Genomic DNA, 19,107 nt, shown 5'->3' with positions numbered 1-19,107 from the left:
CCCGGTGTTTTCCTGCCTCATTCCGTGTTGAACCTGGCAATATTGGCGTACGATAAGTGGCTGATAAAGACAGGGAGAGACAGGGATGCGGGCAGGGATAATCGCCTTTGTGCTGATAATATTGCTGGCGGGGTGTCAGGCTTCGCCACAGCCAGATGCACTGGTTGAAACACGGATTCAGTTGGGAATGGCCTGGCTGGCGCGCGGTAACCACGATGCCGCACACCGGAATTTGCAGCGTGCAATCGCCCTTGCACCAGGCGATTACCGTACCCAACTGGCGATGGCTCGCTATCAGCAGCAGACAGGCAATAACAGCATGGCGCAGCAACATTATCGTCGCGCCCTGAAATTAGCAGCGCAAAACAGCTATGTGCTTAATAATTACGGTGCGTTTCTCTGCGGATTAGGGCAGTATGATGCGGCACAACGGCTGTTCAGCAGGGCAATGGATGATTCATCAAATGGGCTCCGTGCCGACAGTGTTGAAAATTCCGGCTATTGTTTTTTAAATGCCGGCCAGCATGAAAAAGCGCGAGAAGCGCTGAAGGATGCGGTGAAAATCGATCCGACCAAAGGAATGCTAATGCTGGCAGAAGCCGAAAGGCGATTTGGAAAGGGGAGTCGTGAAGATTCACGCCTCCTGTTAGATGTTTATCAACACAACTTTCCTGTTTCGGCAGAAAGCCTGTGGTTAGAGATTCGCTTCGCCGCGCAGGTCAATCAGCCCGATGAAGTTCATTATTATGGAGCTCAACTTGCGCGAATTTTTCCACAATCGATACAGTACCAGCATTTCTTAGCTAATGAATACTGAAGCCACTCAAGACAAACCTAACGTAAATTCAACAGGCGAGCGCCTGCGTGGTGCCCGTGAACTTATGGGCCTGACTCAGCAGAATGTTGCTGAACGCCTCTGCCTGAAACTTTCCACTGTTCGTGATATTGAAGAGGACAAGTCGCCTGCCGACCTGGCATCGACCTTTTTGCGTGGCTATATCCGTTCTTACGCGCGTTTGGTTCGCGTGCCGGAAGAAGAGCTGCTACCGATGATGGCCAAGCAGGCCCCGGTCAGAGCCGCGAAAGTTGAACCGATGCAAAGTTTTTCCCTCGGTAAACGCCGCAAAAAACGCGACGGCTGGTTGATGATTTTCACCTGGCTGGTGTTATTTGTGGTGGTGGGATTGACGGGAGCCTGGTGGTGGCAGAATCACAAAGCCGCTCAGGACGATCTGGTTTCAATGGCCGATCAAAACGCGTCGTCCGAAGGGGATAACAGCCAGTCGATCCCTTTGACCGACAGTAATGCCAACAGCGCCACTGATAGCAGTGGGCAAACGGCCATTCCACTGGATACCACACCAGCAGCAGATTCTGCGAACACGGGCAGCACTCCAGCTGCCACGGCGCAGGTACCTGCGGCAAATGCTCAGGCTGATAATTCTCAGCCTGCTGTGGTTTCACCAAGTCAGGCACCGGCTGAGGCCGGTGTCAGTGGGCAACTGCCTACCAGCAGCGCCGGCGTTAGCCAGCCTGCTGTTGACCCAAACGCCGTAGTGATGAATTTTTCCAGCGATTGCTGGCTGGAAGTGACCGATGCAGCAGGTAAGAAACTGTTCAGCGGTATTCAGCGTAGTGGTGGTAAACTCAGCCTTGCCGGCACCGCCCCCTATCGTTTGAAGATTGGTGCGCCGGCCGCAGTGCAGATCGAATATCAGGGTAAACCTGTCGATCTGAGTCGTTTCATCCGTACTAACCAGGTTGCTCGCCTGACTATCGGTGCGCAATAACGCATCTTCCTCTGGTCGCGAGTGATTGTGGAGAAAGAATATGCATAACGAAGCACCCATTACCCGTCGCAAATCAAAGCGCATTTACGTCGGCAAGGTGCCCGTGGGTGACGGTGCACCTATTGCCGTCCAGTCCATGACTAATACCCGCACTACCGACGTTGCCGCTACGGTCGCTCAGATCAAAGCTCTGGAGCGCGTTGGTGTCGATATCGTGCGTGTATCCGTGCCAACGATGGATGCCGCAGAAGCTTTCCGTCTGATCAAACAGCAGGTGAATGTCCCGCTGGTCGCTGATATCCATTTTGACTACCGTATTGCCCTTAAAGTTGCCGAATATGGCGTGGACTGTCTGCGCATCAACCCTGGCAACATTGGTAATGAAGAGCGTATTCGCTCTGTGGTGGATTGCGCGCGTCATTACAACATTCCCATCCGCATTGGCGTTAACGGCGGGTCGCTGGAAAAAGATTTGCAGGAAAAGTACGGAGAGCCCACGCCGCAAGCGCTGCTGGAATCCGCGATGCGTCATGTGGACATCCTCGATCGTCTCAACTTTGATATGTTCAAAGTCAGTGTGAAAGCCTCCGACGTGTTCCTTGCCGTTGAGTCTTATCGACTGCTGGCGAAGCAGATCGACCAGCCGCTGCATTTGGGCATCACCGAAGCGGGTGGTGCACGTGCGGGGGCCGTCAAATCGGCCATTGGCCTGGGGCTGCTCTTGTCAGAAGGCATCGGCGATACATTGCGTATCTCGCTGGCGGCAGACCCGATTGAAGAAGTGAAAGTCGGCTTTGATATCCTTAAGTCGCTGCGTATTCGCGCGCGCGGTATCAACTTTATCGCCTGTCCAACCTGTTCACGTCAGGAATTTGACGTGATCGGCACGGTAAATGCGTTAGAAGAGCGGCTGGAAGATATCATCACACCGATGGATATTTCGATTATCGGATGTGTGGTTAACGGCCCGGGTGAAGCCACCGTTTCAACGATGGGCGTCACTGGCGGCAGCAAGAAAAGCGGTTTCTACGAAGATGGCGTGCGTCTGCGCGAGCGTCTGGATAACGACAATATGATCGATCAGTTGGAAGCCCGCATTCGTGCGAAAGCCACCATACTGGACGCATCGCGCCGGATTGATGTCCAGCAGGTCGAAAAATAAACTGCAAGGGGCGGCCTTTTATTTGGGTCGCCCCTTGCTGAATCAAATTGATGAGAGAAAACTAGTGGCGAAGAATATCCAGGCCATTCGCGGCATGAACGACTATTTACCTGCTGATACCGTGGTATGGCAGCGTATCGAACAGATCCTCAAGCAGGTGCTGGGCAGCTATGGATTCAGCGAAATTCGCCTGCCGATTGTAGAGCAGACCCCGTTATTCAAACGCGCTATCGGTGAAGTGACCGATGTGGTTGAAAAAGAGATGTACACCTTTGATGACCGCAACGGTGAAAGCCTGACGCTGCGTCCTGAAGGTACCGCGGGTTGTGTACGCGCGGGCATTGAACACGGTCTGCTGTACAATCAGGAACAGCGTCTGTGGTATATCGGTCCGATGTTCCGCTATGAGCGTCCACAAAAAGGGCGTTATCGTCAGTTCCATCAGATTGGTGCTGAAGTGTTTGGTCTGCAAGGCCCGGACATCGATGCGGAACTGATCATGATGACGGCCCGCTGGTGGAAAGCGCTGGGTATCTCTGAGCATGTCAGCCTGGAGCTGAACTCCATTGGTTCACTGGAAGCCCGTGCCAATTACCGTGATGCGCTGGTGGCCTTCCTCGAACAGCATATTGATGTGCTGGATGAAGACTGCAAACGCCGTATGTATACTAACCCGCTGCGCGTGCTGGATAGCAAAAACCCGGATGTTCAGGCACTGCTGAATGATGCACCAACGCTTGGTGATTATTTGGATGACGAGTCCCGCGAGCATTTCGCCGGGCTGTGCAGCCTGCTCGATGCAGCTGGTATTGCTTATACCGTCAACCAGCGTCTGGTGCGTGGCCTCGACTATTACAACCGTACGGTGTTTGAATGGGTGACCAGCAGCCTCGGTTCACAAGGCACTGTGTGTGCAGGTGGACGTTATGATGGCCTGGTCGAACAGTTGGGCGGGCGCGCAACCCCGGCAGTCGGTTTTGCGATGGGGCTGGAACGTCTGGTCCTGCTGGTGCAGGCGGTTAATCCAGAATTTGAACCGACGCGCATTGTTGATGTCTATGTTATCGCTTCGGGTCAGGGCGTACAGAGCGCAGCGATGCTGCTGGCAGAACAGCTGCGTGACGCGCTGCCGGAACTGAAGCTAATGACTAACTTTGGTGGCGGTAACTTCAAGAAGCAGTTTGCCCGTGCAGACAAGTGGGGTGCCCGCATTGCACTGGTACTCGGTGAAGATGAAGTGGCCAATGGCCAACTGGTGATTAAAGATTTGCGTAACGGCGAGCAACAAACGCTGGCACAAAGTGCTGCGGCAGCTACGCTGGCATCGATGTTACAGCGTTAAGCCTCTGCGGCGGCACGATTTAAAGGAGTAGGATTGCGTGGAAGTGTATAGCAACGAGAACGAACAGGTAGATGCGCTGAAGAACTTCTTTGCTCAGAATGGCAAAGCGTTAGTGGTTGGCGTTGTTCTGGGCGTCGGCGCATTACTGGGCTGGCGTTACTGGAGTAATCATCAGGACAGCGGATCGCGTGAAGTGTCCGCGTCTTATCAGCAGGTGACATCGGCGCTGGACGCCACGAAACCCGCTTCGCTTGACGCAGTAGCAAAATTTGCCAGCGAAAACAGCAATACCTACGGTGCACTGGCTTCTCTGGATTTGGCAAAACGCTATATTGACAACAATCAGTTGGATAAAGCGGTAGACCAGTTGCAGAGCGGCCTGAAGAGCACCAAAGATGCTAACCTGCAGGCGGTGCTGAACCTGCGCCTTGCACGCATCCAGTTACAGCAGAAGCAACCTGACGCCGTGTTGAAAACACTGGAAAGCGTTAAAGGTGACGGCTGGGCAGCCATCGTGGCTGATGTACGCGGTGAAGCGTTACTCAGCAAAGGCGATGTCAAAGGCGCACGCGATGCGTGGAGCAAAGGAATCGCTTCTGATGCGTCTTCGACGCTGAAAGAGATGCTGCAAATGAAAGTGAATAATCTGCCGGGCTAAATAGCTCCTTGTACATTTGGCCTTACAGGCACAAGAGGGATTTCATGGAATTGCGTAAGTTACTTCTGCCGGGACTGATGTCAGTCACCTTGCTCAGCGGATGTTCATGGTTCAGCGGTGAAGAAGACGTTGTTAAAATGTCACCGTTGCCGACAGTACAGAATCAGTTCGAACCAGAAAAAGTCTGGAGCACCTCAGTGGGCAATGGCGTGGGTGATTTCTACTCCAACCTGCACCCGGCCTGGTCTGAGAATACCGTCTATGCCGCTGACCGCCACGGTGTGGTCAAAGCGCTGAACTCAGGCGATGGCAAAGAACAGTGGAAAGTCGACCTGGCAGAAAAAACCGGCTGGTTATCCAGCAACATTCCCGCGCTGCTGTCCGGTGGTCTGACCGTTGATGCAGGTCATGTCTATGTCGGGAGTGAGCGTGGTCAGGTTTATGCGCTGAACACCAGCGATGGCTCCATCGCCTGGCAGACTAAAGCGGCCGGTGAAGTGTTGTCCCGTCCGGTTGTCAGCGATGGTCTGGTACTGGTTCATACCAGCAACGGCATGCTGCAAGGTCTGGATCAGACCAGCGGTAACATCAAGTGGACCGTCAACCTCGACGTACCAGCCCTGAGCCTGCGCGGTGAATCGGCACCTGCAACAGCCTTTGGTGCTGCCATTGTTGGTGGTGATAATGGCCGGGTCAGCGCGGTGATTATGAACCAGGGCCAGATTATCTGGCAGCAGCGTATCTCCCAGCCAAGTGGCGCGACGGAAATCGATCGCCTGGCCGATGTCGACACGACGCCGGTGATCGTCAACGGTGTTGTATATGCCTTAGCCTACAACGGCAATCTGACCGCGCTGGACCTGCGTTCAGGCCAGATTCTGTGGAAACGCGAAATCGGTTCCGTTCACGACATGATCGTTGATGGTGGCCGCATCTTCCTGGTAGACCAGGATGACCGCGTGATTGCACTGAATACCGATGGCGGGGTCACCCTGTGGCGCCAGAGCGATCTGCTGCACCGTAACCTGACATCACCTGTTCTGTATAATGGCTACCTGGTCGTCGGTGACAGCGAAGGTTATCTGCACTGGATCAATACTGACGATGGCCGTTTTGTTGCTCAACAGAAACTGGACAGCTCTGGCTTCCAGACCGAACCGGTTGTTGCCAGCGACAAGCTGCTTATTCAGTCTAAAGACGGTGAGGTTTACGCGATTACGCGTTAATTCCTCAGCAAGTCTGTGCCCCACAGAATTCAGCCTGCCGCGACCGCAGCGGGCTGAAAGTTGAAGGGTAAGCGGCTCCTGATTGTTCAGGGGCCGTTTTGTTTTATCCAAGGCGTGTTATTCTAGGCGCCATCGGCCTGAGTACAGCGGCAGTTTATCTGCCGGAACAGCGAATAATATCGCAGCCAGGCGCTTATTTTTTAGTTATGAGGCTTCACTATGGTACCTGTGGTCGCGCTTGTCGGGCGTCCCAATGTGGGAAAATCCACCCTGTTTAACCGTTTAACGCGTACACGAGATGCGCTGGTGGCGGATTTTCCAGGGCTGACTCGAGATCGCAAATATGGTCGCGCCGAAATAGAAGGGCGTGAGTTTATTTGTATCGATACCGGTGGTATCGACAGCAACGAAGAGGGCGTGGAAACACGCATGGCGGAACAGTCGCTGTTGGCGATTGAAGAAGCCGATGTTGTGCTGTTTATGGTCGATGCGCGTGCCGGGCTGATGCCTGCTGACACCGCTATTGCCAAGCACCTGCGTTCGCGCGATAAGCCAACCTTTATCGTCGCCAACAAAACCGATGGCCTGGATGCCGACTCTGCCGTGGTCGATTTCTGGTCACTCGGCCTGGGCGAGATCCATCCCATTGCCGCCTCCCACGGGCGTGGTGTGACCAGCCTGCTGGAACTGGTATTGCTGCCATGGATGGATGTTGTGGCGCCAGAACGTGAGCTGACGGAAGAAGAAGAAAACGAAGCCTACTGGGCGGAGTTTGCGGCAAAAGAAGCCAAAGCCAACGGCGAAATGCCGGAAGACGAAGAAGATGATTTCAACCCGCTGGATCTGCCGATCAAGCTGGCGATTGTCGGTCGTCCGAACGTAGGTAAGTCAACGCTCACTAACCGTATTCTCGGTGAAGAGCGCGTGGTGGTTTACGACATGCCGGGTACCACGCGTGACAGTATTTATATCCCGATGGAGCGTGACGGGCGTGAATATGTCCTGATCGATACGGCCGGGGTGCGTAAGCGCGGAAAAATCACTGAAACCGTTGAAAAGTTCTCGGTGATCAAAACCCTGAAAGCGATTGAAGATGCCAACGTTGTTCTGCTGGTCATTGATGCGCACGAAGGTATTTCCGATCAGGACCTCTCACTGCTGGGCTTTATCCTCAATAGTGGGCGCTCACTGGTGATTGTGGTCAACAAGTGGGATGGCCTGTCACAGGAAATCCGTGATGAAGTGAAAGAGCAACTGGACTACCGTCTGGGCTTTATCGACTTCGCCCGTATTCACTTTATCTCTGCTCTGCACGGCAGTGGTGTGGGTAACCTGTTTGAATCGGTGACCGAAGCTTACGACTGTTCAACACGTCGTGTTAACACCTCTATGTTGACGCGTATTATGAACATGGCTGCCGATGACCATCAGCCGCCGCTGGTGCGTAGCCGCCGCGTGAAGCTGAAATATGCCCACGCCGGGGGATATAACCCACCGATTGTGGTCATCCACGGAAACCAGGTGAAAGACCTGCCGGACTCCTACAAACGTTATCTGATGAACTACTTCCGTCGTTCACTGGAAATCATGGGTACGCCAATCCGTATTCAGTTCAAAGAGGGTGAGAACCCTTATGAAGGCAAACGTAATCTGCTGACGCCAAACCAGCAGCGTAAGCGCCAGCGCTTGATGAGCCATCTGAAAAAGAACAAACGTTGATCCACAAGGGGGCCTGATGGCCCCCTTTGTTTTATGCTGAAAAGCAAAGACGATGGAGAAACCCGATGGACAGACTTTGCCCGCATTGCCAGCAATCCCTCACGACCACTGATAACGGTGTTTTCTGCCCGCACTGTGAGCGTCATTTCGATGCCTGTTGCCCTGATTGCCATCTTCCTCTGACTATCCTGAAAGCCTGTGGCGCAGTGGACTACTTCTGTGAACATGGGCACGGCTTGATATCCAAAAAACGCCTGCTATTACTCCCCGTTGATAATCCATAAACCCTGGACATAATCACGATAATCATTTTGTGCGATTTCCCGTCTATAGTTATCGAAGATAGACGGGTTGTTAATTTTCTGTTTATTAGATTATGAACCTGGTGGTACAATCCTGCCGCTTGCTACGGGTGCTCAGCCACGCCAGCCGTGAGTTCAGAGCATCAGCGGTAAAAGCAGGACGGGATCGCTTCCGTGTAACATGTTAATAAAAATAAGGTATTCATAAAAAGCTGCCTTATTTTCTCCAGGAGTATTTCTGCTATGCCTCAAATAAATGCCGGGTCATCTAAATGGCTGGGCCTGTGGTGTTTCTTGCTGGGATTAATTTTACTGGCAACAGGCCTTTACTTTGTCATTGGTGGGGGAAAATTAGTTTCACTCGGTGGGAGCTGGTATTTCGTGATTGCCGGTATTGTCACCGTGCTGTCCGCCATCCAGTTCTTCCGTCGCCGGGCTTCCGCAGTGGTGATTTTTGCCCTGGTGTTTATTGGTTCCGCTATCTGGGCAGTGCTGGATGCCGGTATCGACTTCTGGCCGCTGGTTTCCCGCCTGATGTTCCTGGCAGGTATGCTGCTGCTGGCGTTGATCACCTGGCCGTCTCTGCGCAAACATGAAGGCAAACCTGCCTGCGCGAAAGGGGCTTATGGCCTTGGCGTGGTGACCGTGGTTGGCCTGCTGGCAACCCTTTATGGCATGTTCCAGCCGCATCCGACCGTCGCAAATGGTCAGGAGCTGCCGCTGGTGCCCGTTGATAAGTCAACGGAGCAGAAAAACTGGGATAACTACGGTAACACCGCAGGCGGTAGCCGCTTTGTGGCTCTGGACCAGATCACCCGCGATAACGTGAAAGATCTGAAACCTGTCTGGACCTACCACACCGGTGATATCCCGGAAAGTCCGACCGGCAGCGGTGCTGAAGATCAGCAAACGCCATTGCAGGTTGGTGATCGCGTATTCCTCTGTACTCCGCATAACAACGTGATTGCTCTGGATGCTGATACCGGTAAGCAGCTCTGGAAAACCGAGATTAACGCACAGTCTCAGGTCTGGAACCGCTGCCGTGGCCTGGCCTATTTCGATGTCAGCAAACCGCTGGAACAGCCTACCGTTCCTGATTCAACGCCAGTCACACCTGTGACGCTGGCTGCGGGCGATACCTGTCAGCGCCGCATTCTGATGAACACCATCGATGCGCGTCTGGTCGCGATCAACGCGGACAATGGTGAAATGTGCCAGAACTTCGGTGACAAAGGTTTTGTTGACCTGAAAGCCGGCCTTGGCGATGCCAGCGATCCGAAATATCAGTTAACCTCAGCGCCAACGCTGGCCGGTACGACCGTTGTCGTCGGTGGCCGCGTAGCGGATAACGTGCAGACTGATATGCCTGGCGGCGTACTGCGCGGCTTTGATGTGATCACCGGTGAAATGCGTTGGGCCTTTGACCCGGGCAACCAGGATCCCAATGCGAAACTGGAAGAGGGTAAAACCTTCGTTCGCAGCACGCCGAACTCCTGGGCACCGATGTCCTACGACGCGGGCATGAATACCGTGTTCCTGCCGATGGGCAGCTCTTCTGTAGACCTGTGGGGGGCGAACCGTAACGCGCTGGATCATAAATACGGTGCTTCGATTCTGGCACTGGATGCGACCACCGGTAAAGAGAAGTGGGTTTATCAGACCGTGCATAACGATCTGTGGGACTTCGATATTCCGATGCAGCCAAGCCTGATCGACTTCCCACAGAAAGATGGCAGCACGAAGCCAGCGGTGGTGTTCGGTACGAAAGCGGGCCAGATCTTTGTGCTGGACCGTCTGACAGGTCAACCTCTGACGGAAGTGAAGGAAGTGCCGGTTAAACCAGGTAACATCCCGAATGAGCAGTACACCCCAACGCAGCCGAAATCCGTAGGTATGCCGGAGATTGGTGCGGGTACGCTGAAAGAGTCTGACATGTGGGGCGCGACGCCATTTGATCAGCTGGCTTGCCGTATTGGTTTCAAATCCATGCGTTACGATGGCCTTTACACCGTACCGGGTACTGACCTCTCTCTGAGCTTCCCGGGATCGCTGGGTGGCATGAACTGGGGCAGCCTGTCGACCGATCCGAATAACCATTACATCTTCGCCAATGACATGCGTCTGGGCCTGTGGGTGCAGATGGTGCCGGTAAAAGCCGATGCGAAAGCCAGCGATGGCGGTGAAGCGGTTAACACCGGTATGGGTGCCGTTCCGCTGAAAGGCACGCCGTATGCCGTGAACAAAAACCGCTTTATGTCACCTATGGGCATCCCTTGCCAGAAGCCACCGTTTGGTACGCTTTCCGCTATCGACCTGAAAACACAGAAAGTGGTATGGCAGGTTCCGGTTGGCACCGTGCAGGATACCGGTCCGTTAGGCGTTAAAATGCACGCACCGATGCCGGTAGGCATGCCGACACTGGGCGGTACGCTGGCAACACAGGGCGGCCTGGTGTTTATCGCAGGAACTCAGGATTACTACCTGCGTGCATTCGATACCTCAACCGGTAAAGAAGTGTGGAAAGCCCGTCTGCCAGTGGGTAGCCAGGGCGGCCCGATGAGCTACAAATCACCGAAAACCGGTAAGCAGTACATCATCATCTCTGCGGGCGGTGCGCGTCAGTCCCCCGATCGTGGTGACTATGTGATCGCTTACGCACTGGACAAATAAGGCGCAGCGACTCACTCGCTAACCTGATGTCAAAAAAGCCCCTTCAGCGATGAAGGGGCTTTTTTTGTCGGTCACTTTGTGGCGTTAACACTATCCGTCCTGGATGAGGGGATAAAATCATGCAATTATCGGCTCTTTTGAGTCAGGGAGGCAGTCAGCGCGCTGTTATAATGAGTCATCACGTTTATCCCCTCTGATAATGAATAAAATGAGAAATTAATGGAAAAGATAGAAAACCTGATAATAACGCTGAAACAGTGCATTCCAGCATTGGATGCCGCGCCACTACAGAGCGAAAAACCACTAAATGATGAGCAGTTTACGCTCTTAGCGTGGTTGTATAAGCACCTTAGCGCGCAAAACCTCATGGTCTATGAGGAATGGAAAGAATACACCGGTGATATTCCCGCATTAAAAGCGCTGTCTGATTTATCGATGCCTGAAGAGCATGCGGACTTTATTTTTTCAGCTATCGAGAAAATCGATTGGTCAACAGCCAGTATTGATCCTTATGAGATAGCCTATTTCGTGCCGTGGCTCGAGCATATTAATTTTTATTTAAAGCCGCACGCATTAAGGTTAATCACTCTGCTGCCATTTGAAAATGCCTATATTTTTTGTGTGCGGGATGATGAAGTCTTACTGCAAAAACTGGAGGCAAGTCTGCAAGCTTTTGACATGGGCATCCATGAACGGCAGCCAATGGATCAACAACAGGTATTAGCGGACATCGAACAGCTGATTTCTGAATAACGAGCCGCAACAGACATTCGCCGCAGAAAAGAGTCAGACGGCCTCAACGGCCGCCAGACTCATTTGCGTGACAAAGACTCGCTGCGTTTACGCGGTTTTTTCACCGGCGTAATGGCGGTGACTTCACTCTCCACCCAACCGTCATCCAGGCGGGTTTTCAGCATGTCGCCAGGATGTAGCTGTTGCGTCTTTTTCACGACCTGGCCGTCTGCCGCTGTGGTCACGCTGAAGCCTCGTGCCAGCGTGGCCAGCGGGCTGACACCTTCCAACTGGGCCGCCAGATTGCCGAAGCGCTGTTTATTGGCATTGAGCTGCTGCTGCATGGCCTGTTGCAGGCGGTAATGCCACTGCTGGAGCTGCTGCCCGGCGCGCTGGACGCGCATTTCCGGGCGAATGGCACTCAGACGCTGCTCCACGCGCTCCTGCTGGCGTACCGCCTGGCGAAGCCTGAGCTGCATGGCATCATCCAGACGGCGCTGTAGCTTCATCAGTGCCGTTTGCTGGCGCGCCAGACGCAGCTGCGGATGCTGTTGTTGCAGACGATGTTGTATGCGGGTGAAAGTCCGCTGCTGCTGCGCAAGGTAATAATCCATCGCCATTTCCAGCCGCTGCTGCTGTGACTGGAGCTGGCGCAGCAGTTCAATCTGATTACGACTGACCAGCTCCGCGGCAGCAGAAGGCGTGGGGGCGCGCAGGTCGGCAACGAAGTCGGCGATGGTCACATCGGTTTCATGCCCGACGGCACTGACAATCGGAATGCGGCTGGCATAAATTGCCCGCGCCACACGTTCATCGTTAAAACTCCAGAGATCTTCCAGCGAGCCGCCGCCGCGTCCCACAATCAATACATCGCATTCATTGCGCGCATTGGCCAGCTCAATGGCCCGTACGATGCCTGAGGGCGCTTCTGCGCCCTGTACCTGGGTCGGGTAGATAACCACGGGCAGCGACGGGTCGCGTCGCTGTAGCACGCGTAGCACGTCGTGTAGCGCGGCACCGCTGGCTGAGGTGATCACCCCAACCTGGCGTGCCGGGTCCGGCAGTGCCTGTTTATGGCTCTGCTCAAACAGTCCTTCTGACATCAGCCGCTGCTTCAGTTGCTCGAACTGTTGCTGCAACAGGCCATCTCCGGCGGGTTGCATACTTTCGGCAATCAACTGGTAGTCGCCGCGCGGCTCATACAGCGTAATGGTGGCACGTACCAAAACCTGCTGGCCATTTTGCGGACGGAAGGTGACACGGCGGTTGCTGTTACGGAACATTGCACAGCGAACCTGGGCGCCATCATCCTTCAATGTGAAGTACCAGTGACCGGAAGAGGGCTGGGAGAAATTTGAGATCTCCGCGCTCAACCAGACCTGGCCCATTTCCATCTCCAGTAGCTTGCGCACTGTCGTATTGAGACGGCTGACGGTAAAAATATTGGCGGTTGGAGGTAGCGACATGTGATGAAGATCAAACTTTAAATCAGAGGGTTAATTAACCGATACTACATGGCTCACTCAGGGGATCAAGAGTTTTTCGTAAATAATGCTGGAGGCAATCGATTACGCCCTGTATAATGCCGCGGCAATATTTTACAAGTTCTCATTCACCCTGAGGTTGAGATATTGCCATGCTAAGAATCGCTAAAGAAGCCCTGACATTTGACGACGTTTTGCTCGTTCCTGCACATTCAACTGTACTGCCAAACACGGCTGACCTCAGCACCCAACTTACCAAAACCATCCGTTTAAACATTCCTATGTTGTCCGCTGCGATGGATACCGTGACCGAAGCGGGTCTGGCTATTGCACTGGCACAGGAAGGTGGTCTGGGCTTTATTCACAAAAACATGTCCATTGAGCGCCAGGCTGAAGAAGTGCGCAAAGTGAAGAAACACGAAAGCGGCGTGGTTACTGACCCGCAGACCGTGTTACCCACCACTGCCCTGAGCGAAGTAAAAATTCTGACCGAACGTAACGGCTTTGCCGGTTACCCGGTGGTGAATGGCGAAAACGAACTGGTGGGGATCATCACCGGTCGTGACGTCCGCTTCGTGACGGATTTGAGCCTGCCTGTTTCCGCCGTGATGACGCCGAAAGAACGTCTCGTGACGGTGAGAGAAGGCGAAGCGCGTGAAGTCGTGCTGCATAAAATGCACGAAAAACGCGTTGAGAAAGCGCTGGTTGTGGATGACAGCTTCCACCTGCTGGGCATGATCACCGTAAAAGACTTCCAGAAAGCCGAACGTAAACCTAACGCCTGTAAAGACGAGCACGGCCGCCTGCGCGTCGGCGCTGCTGTGGGTGCCGGTGCCGGTAACGAAGAGCGTGTGGATGCGCTGGTCGCGGCCGGTGTTGACGTGCTGCTGATCGACTCCTCACACGGCCACTCTGAAGGCGTACTGCAACGTATCCGTGATACCCGTGCAAAATACCCTGACCTGCAAATCGTGGGCGGTAACGTCGCGACAGGTGCTGGCGCACGGGCGCTGGCTGAAGCAGGCGTGAGCGCGGTGAAAGTCGGTATTGGCCCAGGCTCAATCTGTACTACCCGTATCGTAACGGGCGTCGGTGTGCCGCAGATTACCGCTGTTTCTGACGCGGTAGAAGCGCTGGAAGGCACCGGGATCCCGGTTATCGCCGATGGCGGTATCCGCTTCTCCGGTGACATCGCTAAGGCTATCGCCGCAGGCGCTGCTGCCGTGATGGTCGGTTCCATGCTGGCCGGGACCGATGAATCTCCGGGCGAAATCGAACTCTACCAGGGCCGTTCATTTAAGTCCTACCGCGGTATGGGTTCCCTGGGCGCGATGTCGAAAGGATCGTCTGACCGTTACTTCCAGACCGACAACGCCGCTGACAAACTGGTGCCGGAAGGTATCGAAGGCCGCGTAGCCTACAAGGGCTTCCTGAAAGCGATCGTACACCAGCAAATGGGTGGCCTGCGCTCCTGTATGGGCCTGACCGGCTGTGCTACCATCGACGACCTGCGCACCAAGGCTGAATTTGTGCGTATCAGCGGTGCGGGTATTCAGGAAAGCCACGTTCATGACGTGACCATCACCAAAGAGTCGCCGAACTACCGCATGGGTTCCTGATAACCCTGTACTGCACGCCCGGCTTCACTGCCGGGCGTTTTACTCGTAATCCCGAATTTGTACTACATCGCCTGGAATAGCCCAATGACGACGGAAAATATTCATAAACATCGCATCCTGATCCTCGATTTCGGTTCGCAGTATACGCAACTGGTTGCCCGCCGCGTGCGTGAACTGGGTGTCTACTGTGAACTGTGGGCGTGGGACGTGACCGAAGAGCAGATTCGTGGTTTTAACCCGAACGGCATCATCCTCTCCGGCGGCCCTGAAAGCACCACTGAAAACGACAGCCCTCGCGCACCTGACTATGTGTTCAACGCAGGTGTTCCTGTTCTGGGCGTGTGCTACGGCATGCAGACGATGGCGATGCAGCTGGGCGGCAAAGTTGAAGGCTCCAGCGAGCGTGAATTTGGTTATGCGCAGGTTGAAGTACAGACCAACAGCGCCCTGATCCGCGATATCGAAGATGCGATCAGCCCGGCCGGTAAGCCGCTGCTGGACGTGTGGATGAGCCACGGCGACAAAGTGACGGCGATCCCGTCTGACTTCGTGACCGTTGCCAGCACCGACTCCTGTCCGTTTGCCATTATGGCCAACGAAGAGAAGCGCTTCTACGGCGTACAGTTCCACCCGGAAGTGACACACACCCGTCAGGGTCTGCGTCTGCTGGAGCGTTTCGTGCTGGATATCTGCCAGTGTGAAGCCCTGTGGACCCCGGCTAAAATCATTGAAGATGCCGTTGAACGTCTGCGTGTGCAGGTCGGCAACGATAAAGTGATTCTCGGCCTGTCCGGCGGCGTTGACTCCTCTGTGACCGCCATGCTGCTGCACCGGGCGATTGGCGACCGTCTGACCTGCGTCTTTGTCGACAACGGCCTGCTGCGCCTGAACGAAGCAGAGCAGGTGATGGAGATGTTTGGTGACCATTTCGGTCTGAACATCATTCATGTGGAAGGCGAAAAACGCTTCCTCGACGCACTGGCAGGCACAGATGAGCCGGAAGCCAAGCGTAAAATCATCGGCCGCGTCTTCGTTGAAGTCTTCGATGAACAAGCTCTGAAGCTGGAAGACGTGAAGTGGCTGGCCCAGGGAACTATCTACCCTGACGTGATTGAATCAGCCGCTTCTGCTACTGGCAAAGCGCACGTGATCAAATCGCACCACAACGTGGGTGGCCTGCCGAAAGAAATGAAAATGGGCCTGGTTGAACCACTGCGTGAGCTGTTTAAAGACGAAGTGCGTAAAATCGGCCTGGAACTGGGCCTGCCGCACGCAATGCTGTTCCGTCACCCGTTCCCGGGCCCGGGCCTGGGTGTGCGCGTACTGGGTGAAGTGAAGAAAGAATACTGTGACCTGCTGCGTCGTGCCGATGCGATCTTCATTGAAGAGCTGCATAAAGCCGACCTGTACAACAAAGTCAGCCAGGCCTTTACCGTCTTCCTGCCAGTTCGTTCTGTCGGCGTGATGGGCGATGGCCGTAAGTACGACTGGGTAGTTTCCCTGCGTGCTGTCGAGACCATCGACTTTATGACCGCACACTGGGCGCATCTGCCGTATGATTTCCTCGGCCGCGTATCCAACCGCATCATCAACGAAGTCGACGGGATTTCCCGTGTGGTTTACGATATTTCAGGTAAACCACCGGCGACGATTGAGTGGGAATGATTTAACGTCTGGCAACAGCCTGCACGTAAAGCAGTAAAACACTTCTAAGCCCGCGTAACAGCGGGCTTTTTTGTTTTTTGGGTTTGGCAAATTCGGGCCACCTTTTTCCCTCACCATTCACATTTCCCTGACGTCGTTAACCCCTTAAATTCCTGTCATCAAAACCCGCTCAGTCAGGGTTTAAACGCCTTGTAGCGTCCATTGCCTGGCGTCATTAACGGAGGATTGATAAGAATTGCAAAGGTATTAAGCTTACAAAAAAAGGATAATTACTTTACACAAACTTATCATTTGTGTTAAAAATTGCTTCACAAATTGTCTCAATGTAATCGGATTATAAGGATGTTTTATGGCTACTTTCTCATCTCTGGTTAGTCAGTCCCATCGCTTAGATATTACGCTTGACTCCCCTTCAGCGCAGTTCGACGGGATCAATCTACTGGTGGAAGAATTGCCGGAAACCCTGTATTTCGCCAGCGACTGTGCTTCAACTGCAGCCAGTATCAGCACGGCATCTACCGCAGGTTGCGGCAGTATTGCTTCGGCAGGCAGCATCGGTACGATGGGCAGCATTACCAGTAGCGGCGGTTGATTTCCCTGTACGCAACCGGTACGAAACATTGTGCCGGTTACCTTCCTGACACTTTCTCGCTGGCTCCCAACTAATGATCAAGCAGGATGACATCACTCTGGCTACTCAGCACGCAAACAGCCAGGCATCACATCAGTTTTCGGCAGGTCGGTCGCCGCTGCTGCAGGTGGAATCGTTAAGTAAATCTTACTCTGACGTTCAGGTGCTGCATGATATTTCGCTGCAGATAAATCCCGGCGAAATTATCGGTCTGGTCGGGCCAAATGGCGCGGGAAAAACCACGTTGATGGAGACTTTGCAGGGGGTGCACCCTTTTGCTAAAGGAATGATTAGCGTCTGCGGGGAAGATATTCGGCAAGGGCTGAGCCAGGGGGTTAAACAGCAGCTGGGCGTTGCGCCTCAGTTTTTCAGTTTGCCGTCGCTCCTGCGCGTGGAAGAGATCCTCTCGCTTTATCAGGTGCTGTATACAAATGCGCTCTCTGTTGAGGCGTTGCTCAAGGCCGTGTCGCTGGAAGCGCAGCGAAAAATGCGCTTTTCCCGTCTTTCCGGCGGCCAAAAACGGCGACTGGCGCTGGCGCTGGCGCTGGCCGGCAGGCCGAAGCTGCTGCTGCTGGACGAACCGACGGGGGATCTCGATCCGCAAAGCCGCCGCTACATCTGGCGACACATTCTCGAAAATGTCCGCCAGTCGGAGATGGGCGTGCTGATCGCCACCCATCAAATGGACGAAGCGGAAATTCTGTGCGACCGGGTGATGATTATCAATCACGGCAGGCTGCTCGAGAACGCCAGTCCGCAACAGCTTATCGATCGCTATTGTCCGGGCCACCATATCCGTTTTTCCGTAGCACAGGCGATGGCGGAAAAATTTGTTACGACTTTTCCTGGCGCAACGCAGCAGGCTGATGAACACAATCGGGCACTGAGTCGCTTACATATTCCTGTACGTGAGCTGGCGCAGGTGCTGCCGCGAGTCATTGCGCTGTCGCAAAACCTGGGTTGCGAACCCGTACAGCTCCAGGTAAGTAAAAACACGCTTGAAGATGTTTTTATCTGTTTGACCGGCGAGACATTAAGGGATTAACCATGAGCCATAGCTGGCAGATTTACCGACGCTTTTTTGGTGCCAGCGTCAAAGAGTATCTGCGCGATCCGTTGTCAACGTTATTCGCCTTTGTTTTGCCGCTGTTTTTTATTTTTACCTTCGGCATAACGGCGAAAATCATCAACAGCAATCAACAACAATTTGCCGTGCAGGTGAGCGTAGTGGGGGAGTCTCATGAAGCTGAAGCACTCTGGCAGCAGCTACGCAACGCGCCCGGACTGGTGGTTCAGCGTCAGCTGAGAAGCGACCCGCAATCGCTGGTGCGCGACAATGAGGTGCAGGCTGCAGTGAGCTGGGATGAAGCCCGGCAACGTCCTACGATTACCACTACCGAATCAATGCGTTCTGTCGCTCAACTGGTCCTGGCTGCACTGACGCATCAGACGGCGGCCTCTTCGACACCGGTAGAGTTTGTCGCGGTGGAAAATCAACAGTTTAACTATTTTACCTTTATCTTCCCGTCTCTGCTTACGCTGGCTTTATTACAGGTCGCCTTGTTCGGCACAGCGACGCCGCTGGTCGCTGCGCGCGAGAAGGGGATTTATCGTTACTATGCCGTTATTCCTTTACCGCGCTGGATCCTGCTGGCGTCACAGGTAAGCGTACGGCTGGTGATTTCGCTCATTCAAATTGCGTTGCTGATGGTGGTCGGCGGTCTGGCGTTTGGCTTTAGCGTGCAACAGCCGCTGCTGTTTGCCCTTTTGCTGGTGGCCAGCGCGCTATTGTTGGTCAGCTTTGGCTATGCGCTGGCCGGATTATTCCGCAGCGCGACGCTCGCCACCATTTTGCTGACCCTGCTTAATTTTTGGTGTATGTGCTTCGGGCAGCTATTCCTCGACCTCAGCATTTTTCCTCCGTTCAAATGGTTAATTCTGACTACGCCGGTGGGATTTGTCTCCGACGCGCTTCGCTTTGCAATGAACGGCAGCGAAGGCGTATTTCCTTTTGCCGCTAACTGCACCGGTATGGCGGTATGGGGCGCCATAACGTTGTTTGTCGGTATCAGATGGTTCCGTTTTCAGCCTAAACAATCTTAAATTA

At 54.0% G+C, this 19,107-nt stretch carries 16 protein-coding genes; 15 read left to right on the top strand and 1 reads right to left on the bottom strand.

Annotation, left to right across the window (positions count from 1 at the left end; all coding sequences use genetic code 11):
* Window positions 1-85 precede the first annotated feature (85 nt).
* The 10 genes from pilW to WH279_RS21285 all read left to right on the top strand — a co-directional run bounded on the left by pilW (window position 86) and on the right by WH279_RS21285 (window position 11,622).
* Window positions 86-817: a type IV pilus biogenesis/stability protein PilW gene (gene pilW / locus WH279_RS21330; protein ID WP_339458517.1), complete on the top strand. Its 732-nt coding sequence runs from the start codon at window positions 86-88 to the stop codon at window positions 815-817.
* Window positions 807-1,790, top strand: coding sequence for a cytoskeleton protein RodZ (gene rodZ, locus WH279_RS21325; RefSeq protein ID WP_339458515.1), 984 nt, complete (start codon window positions 807-809; stop codon window positions 1,788-1,790). Before pilW ends, rodZ begins: the two co-directional genes overlap by 11 nt.
* 40 nt (window positions 1,791-1,830) lie before the next feature.
* Window positions 1,831-2,952 (top strand): flavodoxin-dependent (E)-4-hydroxy-3-methylbut-2-enyl-diphosphate synthase, encoded by a 1,122-nt coding sequence (gene ispG / locus WH279_RS21320; protein WP_133845867.1) that lies wholly within the window; start codon window positions 1,831-1,833, stop codon window positions 2,950-2,952.
* A gap of 64 nt (window positions 2,953-3,016) precedes the next feature.
* The gene (hisS, locus tag WH279_RS21315) at window positions 3,017-4,294 is read left to right on the top strand and encodes a histidine--tRNA ligase (protein WP_133845868.1); all 1,278 of its coding nucleotides are present in this window, start codon (window positions 3,017-3,019) and stop codon (window positions 4,292-4,294) included.
* A 37-nt stretch (window positions 4,295-4,331) separates the two neighbouring features.
* On the top strand, window positions 4,332-4,952 hold the full coding sequence (locus WH279_RS21310; RefSeq protein WP_200643623.1) for a YfgM family protein: 621 nt from the start codon (window positions 4,332-4,334) through the stop codon (window positions 4,950-4,952).
* 44 nt (window positions 4,953-4,996) lie between these two features.
* A complete protein-coding gene (gene bamB / locus WH279_RS21305; RefSeq protein WP_200643622.1) occupies window positions 4,997-6,178 on the top strand; it encodes an outer membrane protein assembly factor BamB in 1,182 nt (393 codons plus the stop codon).
* A 219-nt stretch (window positions 6,179-6,397) separates the two neighbouring features.
* Window positions 6,398-7,897: a ribosome biogenesis GTPase Der gene (gene der, locus WH279_RS21300; protein WP_339458511.1), complete on the top strand. Its 1,500-nt coding sequence runs from the start codon at window positions 6,398-6,400 to the stop codon at window positions 7,895-7,897.
* A 65-nt stretch (window positions 7,898-7,962) separates the two neighbouring features.
* Window positions 7,963-8,181, top strand: coding sequence for a zinc ribbon domain-containing protein (locus tag WH279_RS21295; RefSeq protein WP_227534937.1), 219 nt, complete (start codon window positions 7,963-7,965; stop codon window positions 8,179-8,181).
* A 261-nt stretch (window positions 8,182-8,442) separates the two neighbouring features.
* Window positions 8,443-10,869 (top strand): glucose/quinate/shikimate family membrane-bound PQQ-dependent dehydrogenase, encoded by a 2,427-nt coding sequence (locus WH279_RS21290; protein ID WP_200643620.1) that lies wholly within the window; start codon window positions 8,443-8,445, stop codon window positions 10,867-10,869.
* Between the two features lie 219 nt (window positions 10,870-11,088).
* Window positions 11,089-11,622: a hypothetical protein gene (locus WH279_RS21285; RefSeq protein ID WP_339458508.1), complete on the top strand. Its 534-nt coding sequence runs from the start codon at window positions 11,089-11,091 to the stop codon at window positions 11,620-11,622.
* 59 nt (window positions 11,623-11,681) lie between these two features.
* Here WH279_RS21285 and xseA read toward each other — a convergent pair whose 3' ends face one another.
* The gene (xseA, locus tag WH279_RS21280) at window positions 11,682-13,067 is read right to left on the bottom strand and encodes an exodeoxyribonuclease VII large subunit (RefSeq protein ID WP_339458505.1); all 1,386 of its coding nucleotides are present in this window, start codon (window positions 13,065-13,067) and stop codon (window positions 11,682-11,684) included.
* A gap of 170 nt (window positions 13,068-13,237) precedes the next feature.
* On the opposite strand from xseA, the gene guaB reads away from it, so the two are divergent.
* The 5 genes from guaB (at window position 13,238) to WH279_RS21255 (ending at window position 19,103) form a co-directional block, all read left to right on the top strand.
* A complete protein-coding gene (guaB, locus tag WH279_RS21275; protein WP_200643617.1) occupies window positions 13,238-14,704 on the top strand; it encodes an IMP dehydrogenase in 1,467 nt (488 codons plus the stop codon).
* Between the two features lie 84 nt (window positions 14,705-14,788).
* Window positions 14,789-16,369: a glutamine-hydrolyzing GMP synthase gene (gene guaA / locus WH279_RS21270; RefSeq protein WP_133845877.1), complete on the top strand. Its 1,581-nt coding sequence runs from the start codon at window positions 14,789-14,791 to the stop codon at window positions 16,367-16,369.
* A 349-nt stretch (window positions 16,370-16,718) separates the two neighbouring features.
* Window positions 16,719-16,961 carry a hypothetical protein gene (locus WH279_RS21265; RefSeq protein WP_339458502.1) on the top strand — a complete coding sequence of 81 codons (243 nt, stop codon included), beginning with the start codon at window positions 16,719-16,721 and terminating at the stop codon, window positions 16,959-16,961.
* A 73-nt stretch (window positions 16,962-17,034) separates the two neighbouring features.
* Window positions 17,035-18,045, top strand: coding sequence for an ABC transporter ATP-binding protein (locus WH279_RS21260; RefSeq protein WP_339458500.1), 1,011 nt, complete (start codon window positions 17,035-17,037; stop codon window positions 18,043-18,045).
* Between the two features lie 2 nt (window positions 18,046-18,047).
* The gene (locus tag WH279_RS21255; protein ID WP_339458498.1) at window positions 18,048-19,103 is read left to right on the top strand and encodes an ABC transporter permease; all 1,056 of its coding nucleotides are present in this window, start codon (window positions 18,048-18,050) and stop codon (window positions 19,101-19,103) included.
* The last annotated feature ends 4 nt before the right edge of the window (window positions 19,104-19,107 follow it).

This window comes from Erwinia sp. MYb375 (assembly GCF_037479175.1).
Taxonomy (GTDB): Bacteria; Pseudomonadota; Gammaproteobacteria; order Enterobacterales; family Enterobacteriaceae; genus Erwinia; species Erwinia rhapontici.
This window is presented reverse-complemented; position numbering and strand designations above follow the sequence as displayed.

Bases quoted from the DNA above. Each gene is read 5' to 3' on its own strand.
- pilW (WP_339458517.1), top strand. From the start codon at position 86: ATGCGGGCAGGGATAATCGCCTTTGTGCTGATAATATTGCTGGCGGGG.
- rodZ (WP_339458515.1), top strand. From the start codon at position 807: ATGAATACTGAAGCCACTCAAGACAAACCTAACGTAAATTCAACAGGC.
- ispG (WP_133845867.1), top strand. From the start codon at position 1,831: ATGCATAACGAAGCACCCATTACCCGTCGCAAATCAAAGCGCATTTAC.
- bamB (WP_200643622.1), top strand. From the start codon at position 4,997: ATGGAATTGCGTAAGTTACTTCTGCCGGGACTGATGTCAGTCACCTTG.
- der (WP_339458511.1), top strand. From the start codon at position 6,398: ATGGTACCTGTGGTCGCGCTTGTCGGGCGTCCCAATGTGGGAAAATCC.
- WH279_RS21295 (WP_227534937.1), top strand. From the start codon at position 7,963: ATGGACAGACTTTGCCCGCATTGCCAGCAATCCCTCACGACCACTGAT.
- WH279_RS21290 (WP_200643620.1), top strand. From the start codon at position 8,443: ATGCCTCAAATAAATGCCGGGTCATCTAAATGGCTGGGCCTGTGGTGT.
- WH279_RS21285 (WP_339458508.1), top strand. From the start codon at position 11,089: ATGGAAAAGATAGAAAACCTGATAATAACGCTGAAACAGTGCATTCCA.
- xseA (WP_339458505.1), bottom strand. From the start codon at position 13,067: ATGTCGCTACCTCCAACCGCCAATATTTTTACCGTCAGCCGTCTCAAT.
- guaB (WP_200643617.1), top strand. From the start codon at position 13,238: ATGCTAAGAATCGCTAAAGAAGCCCTGACATTTGACGACGTTTTGCTC.
- guaA (WP_133845877.1), top strand. From the start codon at position 14,789: ATGACGACGGAAAATATTCATAAACATCGCATCCTGATCCTCGATTTC.
- WH279_RS21265 (WP_339458502.1), top strand. From the start codon at position 16,719: ATGGCTACTTTCTCATCTCTGGTTAGTCAGTCCCATCGCTTAGATATT.
- WH279_RS21260 (WP_339458500.1), top strand. From the start codon at position 17,035: ATGATCAAGCAGGATGACATCACTCTGGCTACTCAGCACGCAAACAGC.
- WH279_RS21255 (WP_339458498.1), top strand. From the start codon at position 18,048: ATGAGCCATAGCTGGCAGATTTACCGACGCTTTTTTGGTGCCAGCGTC.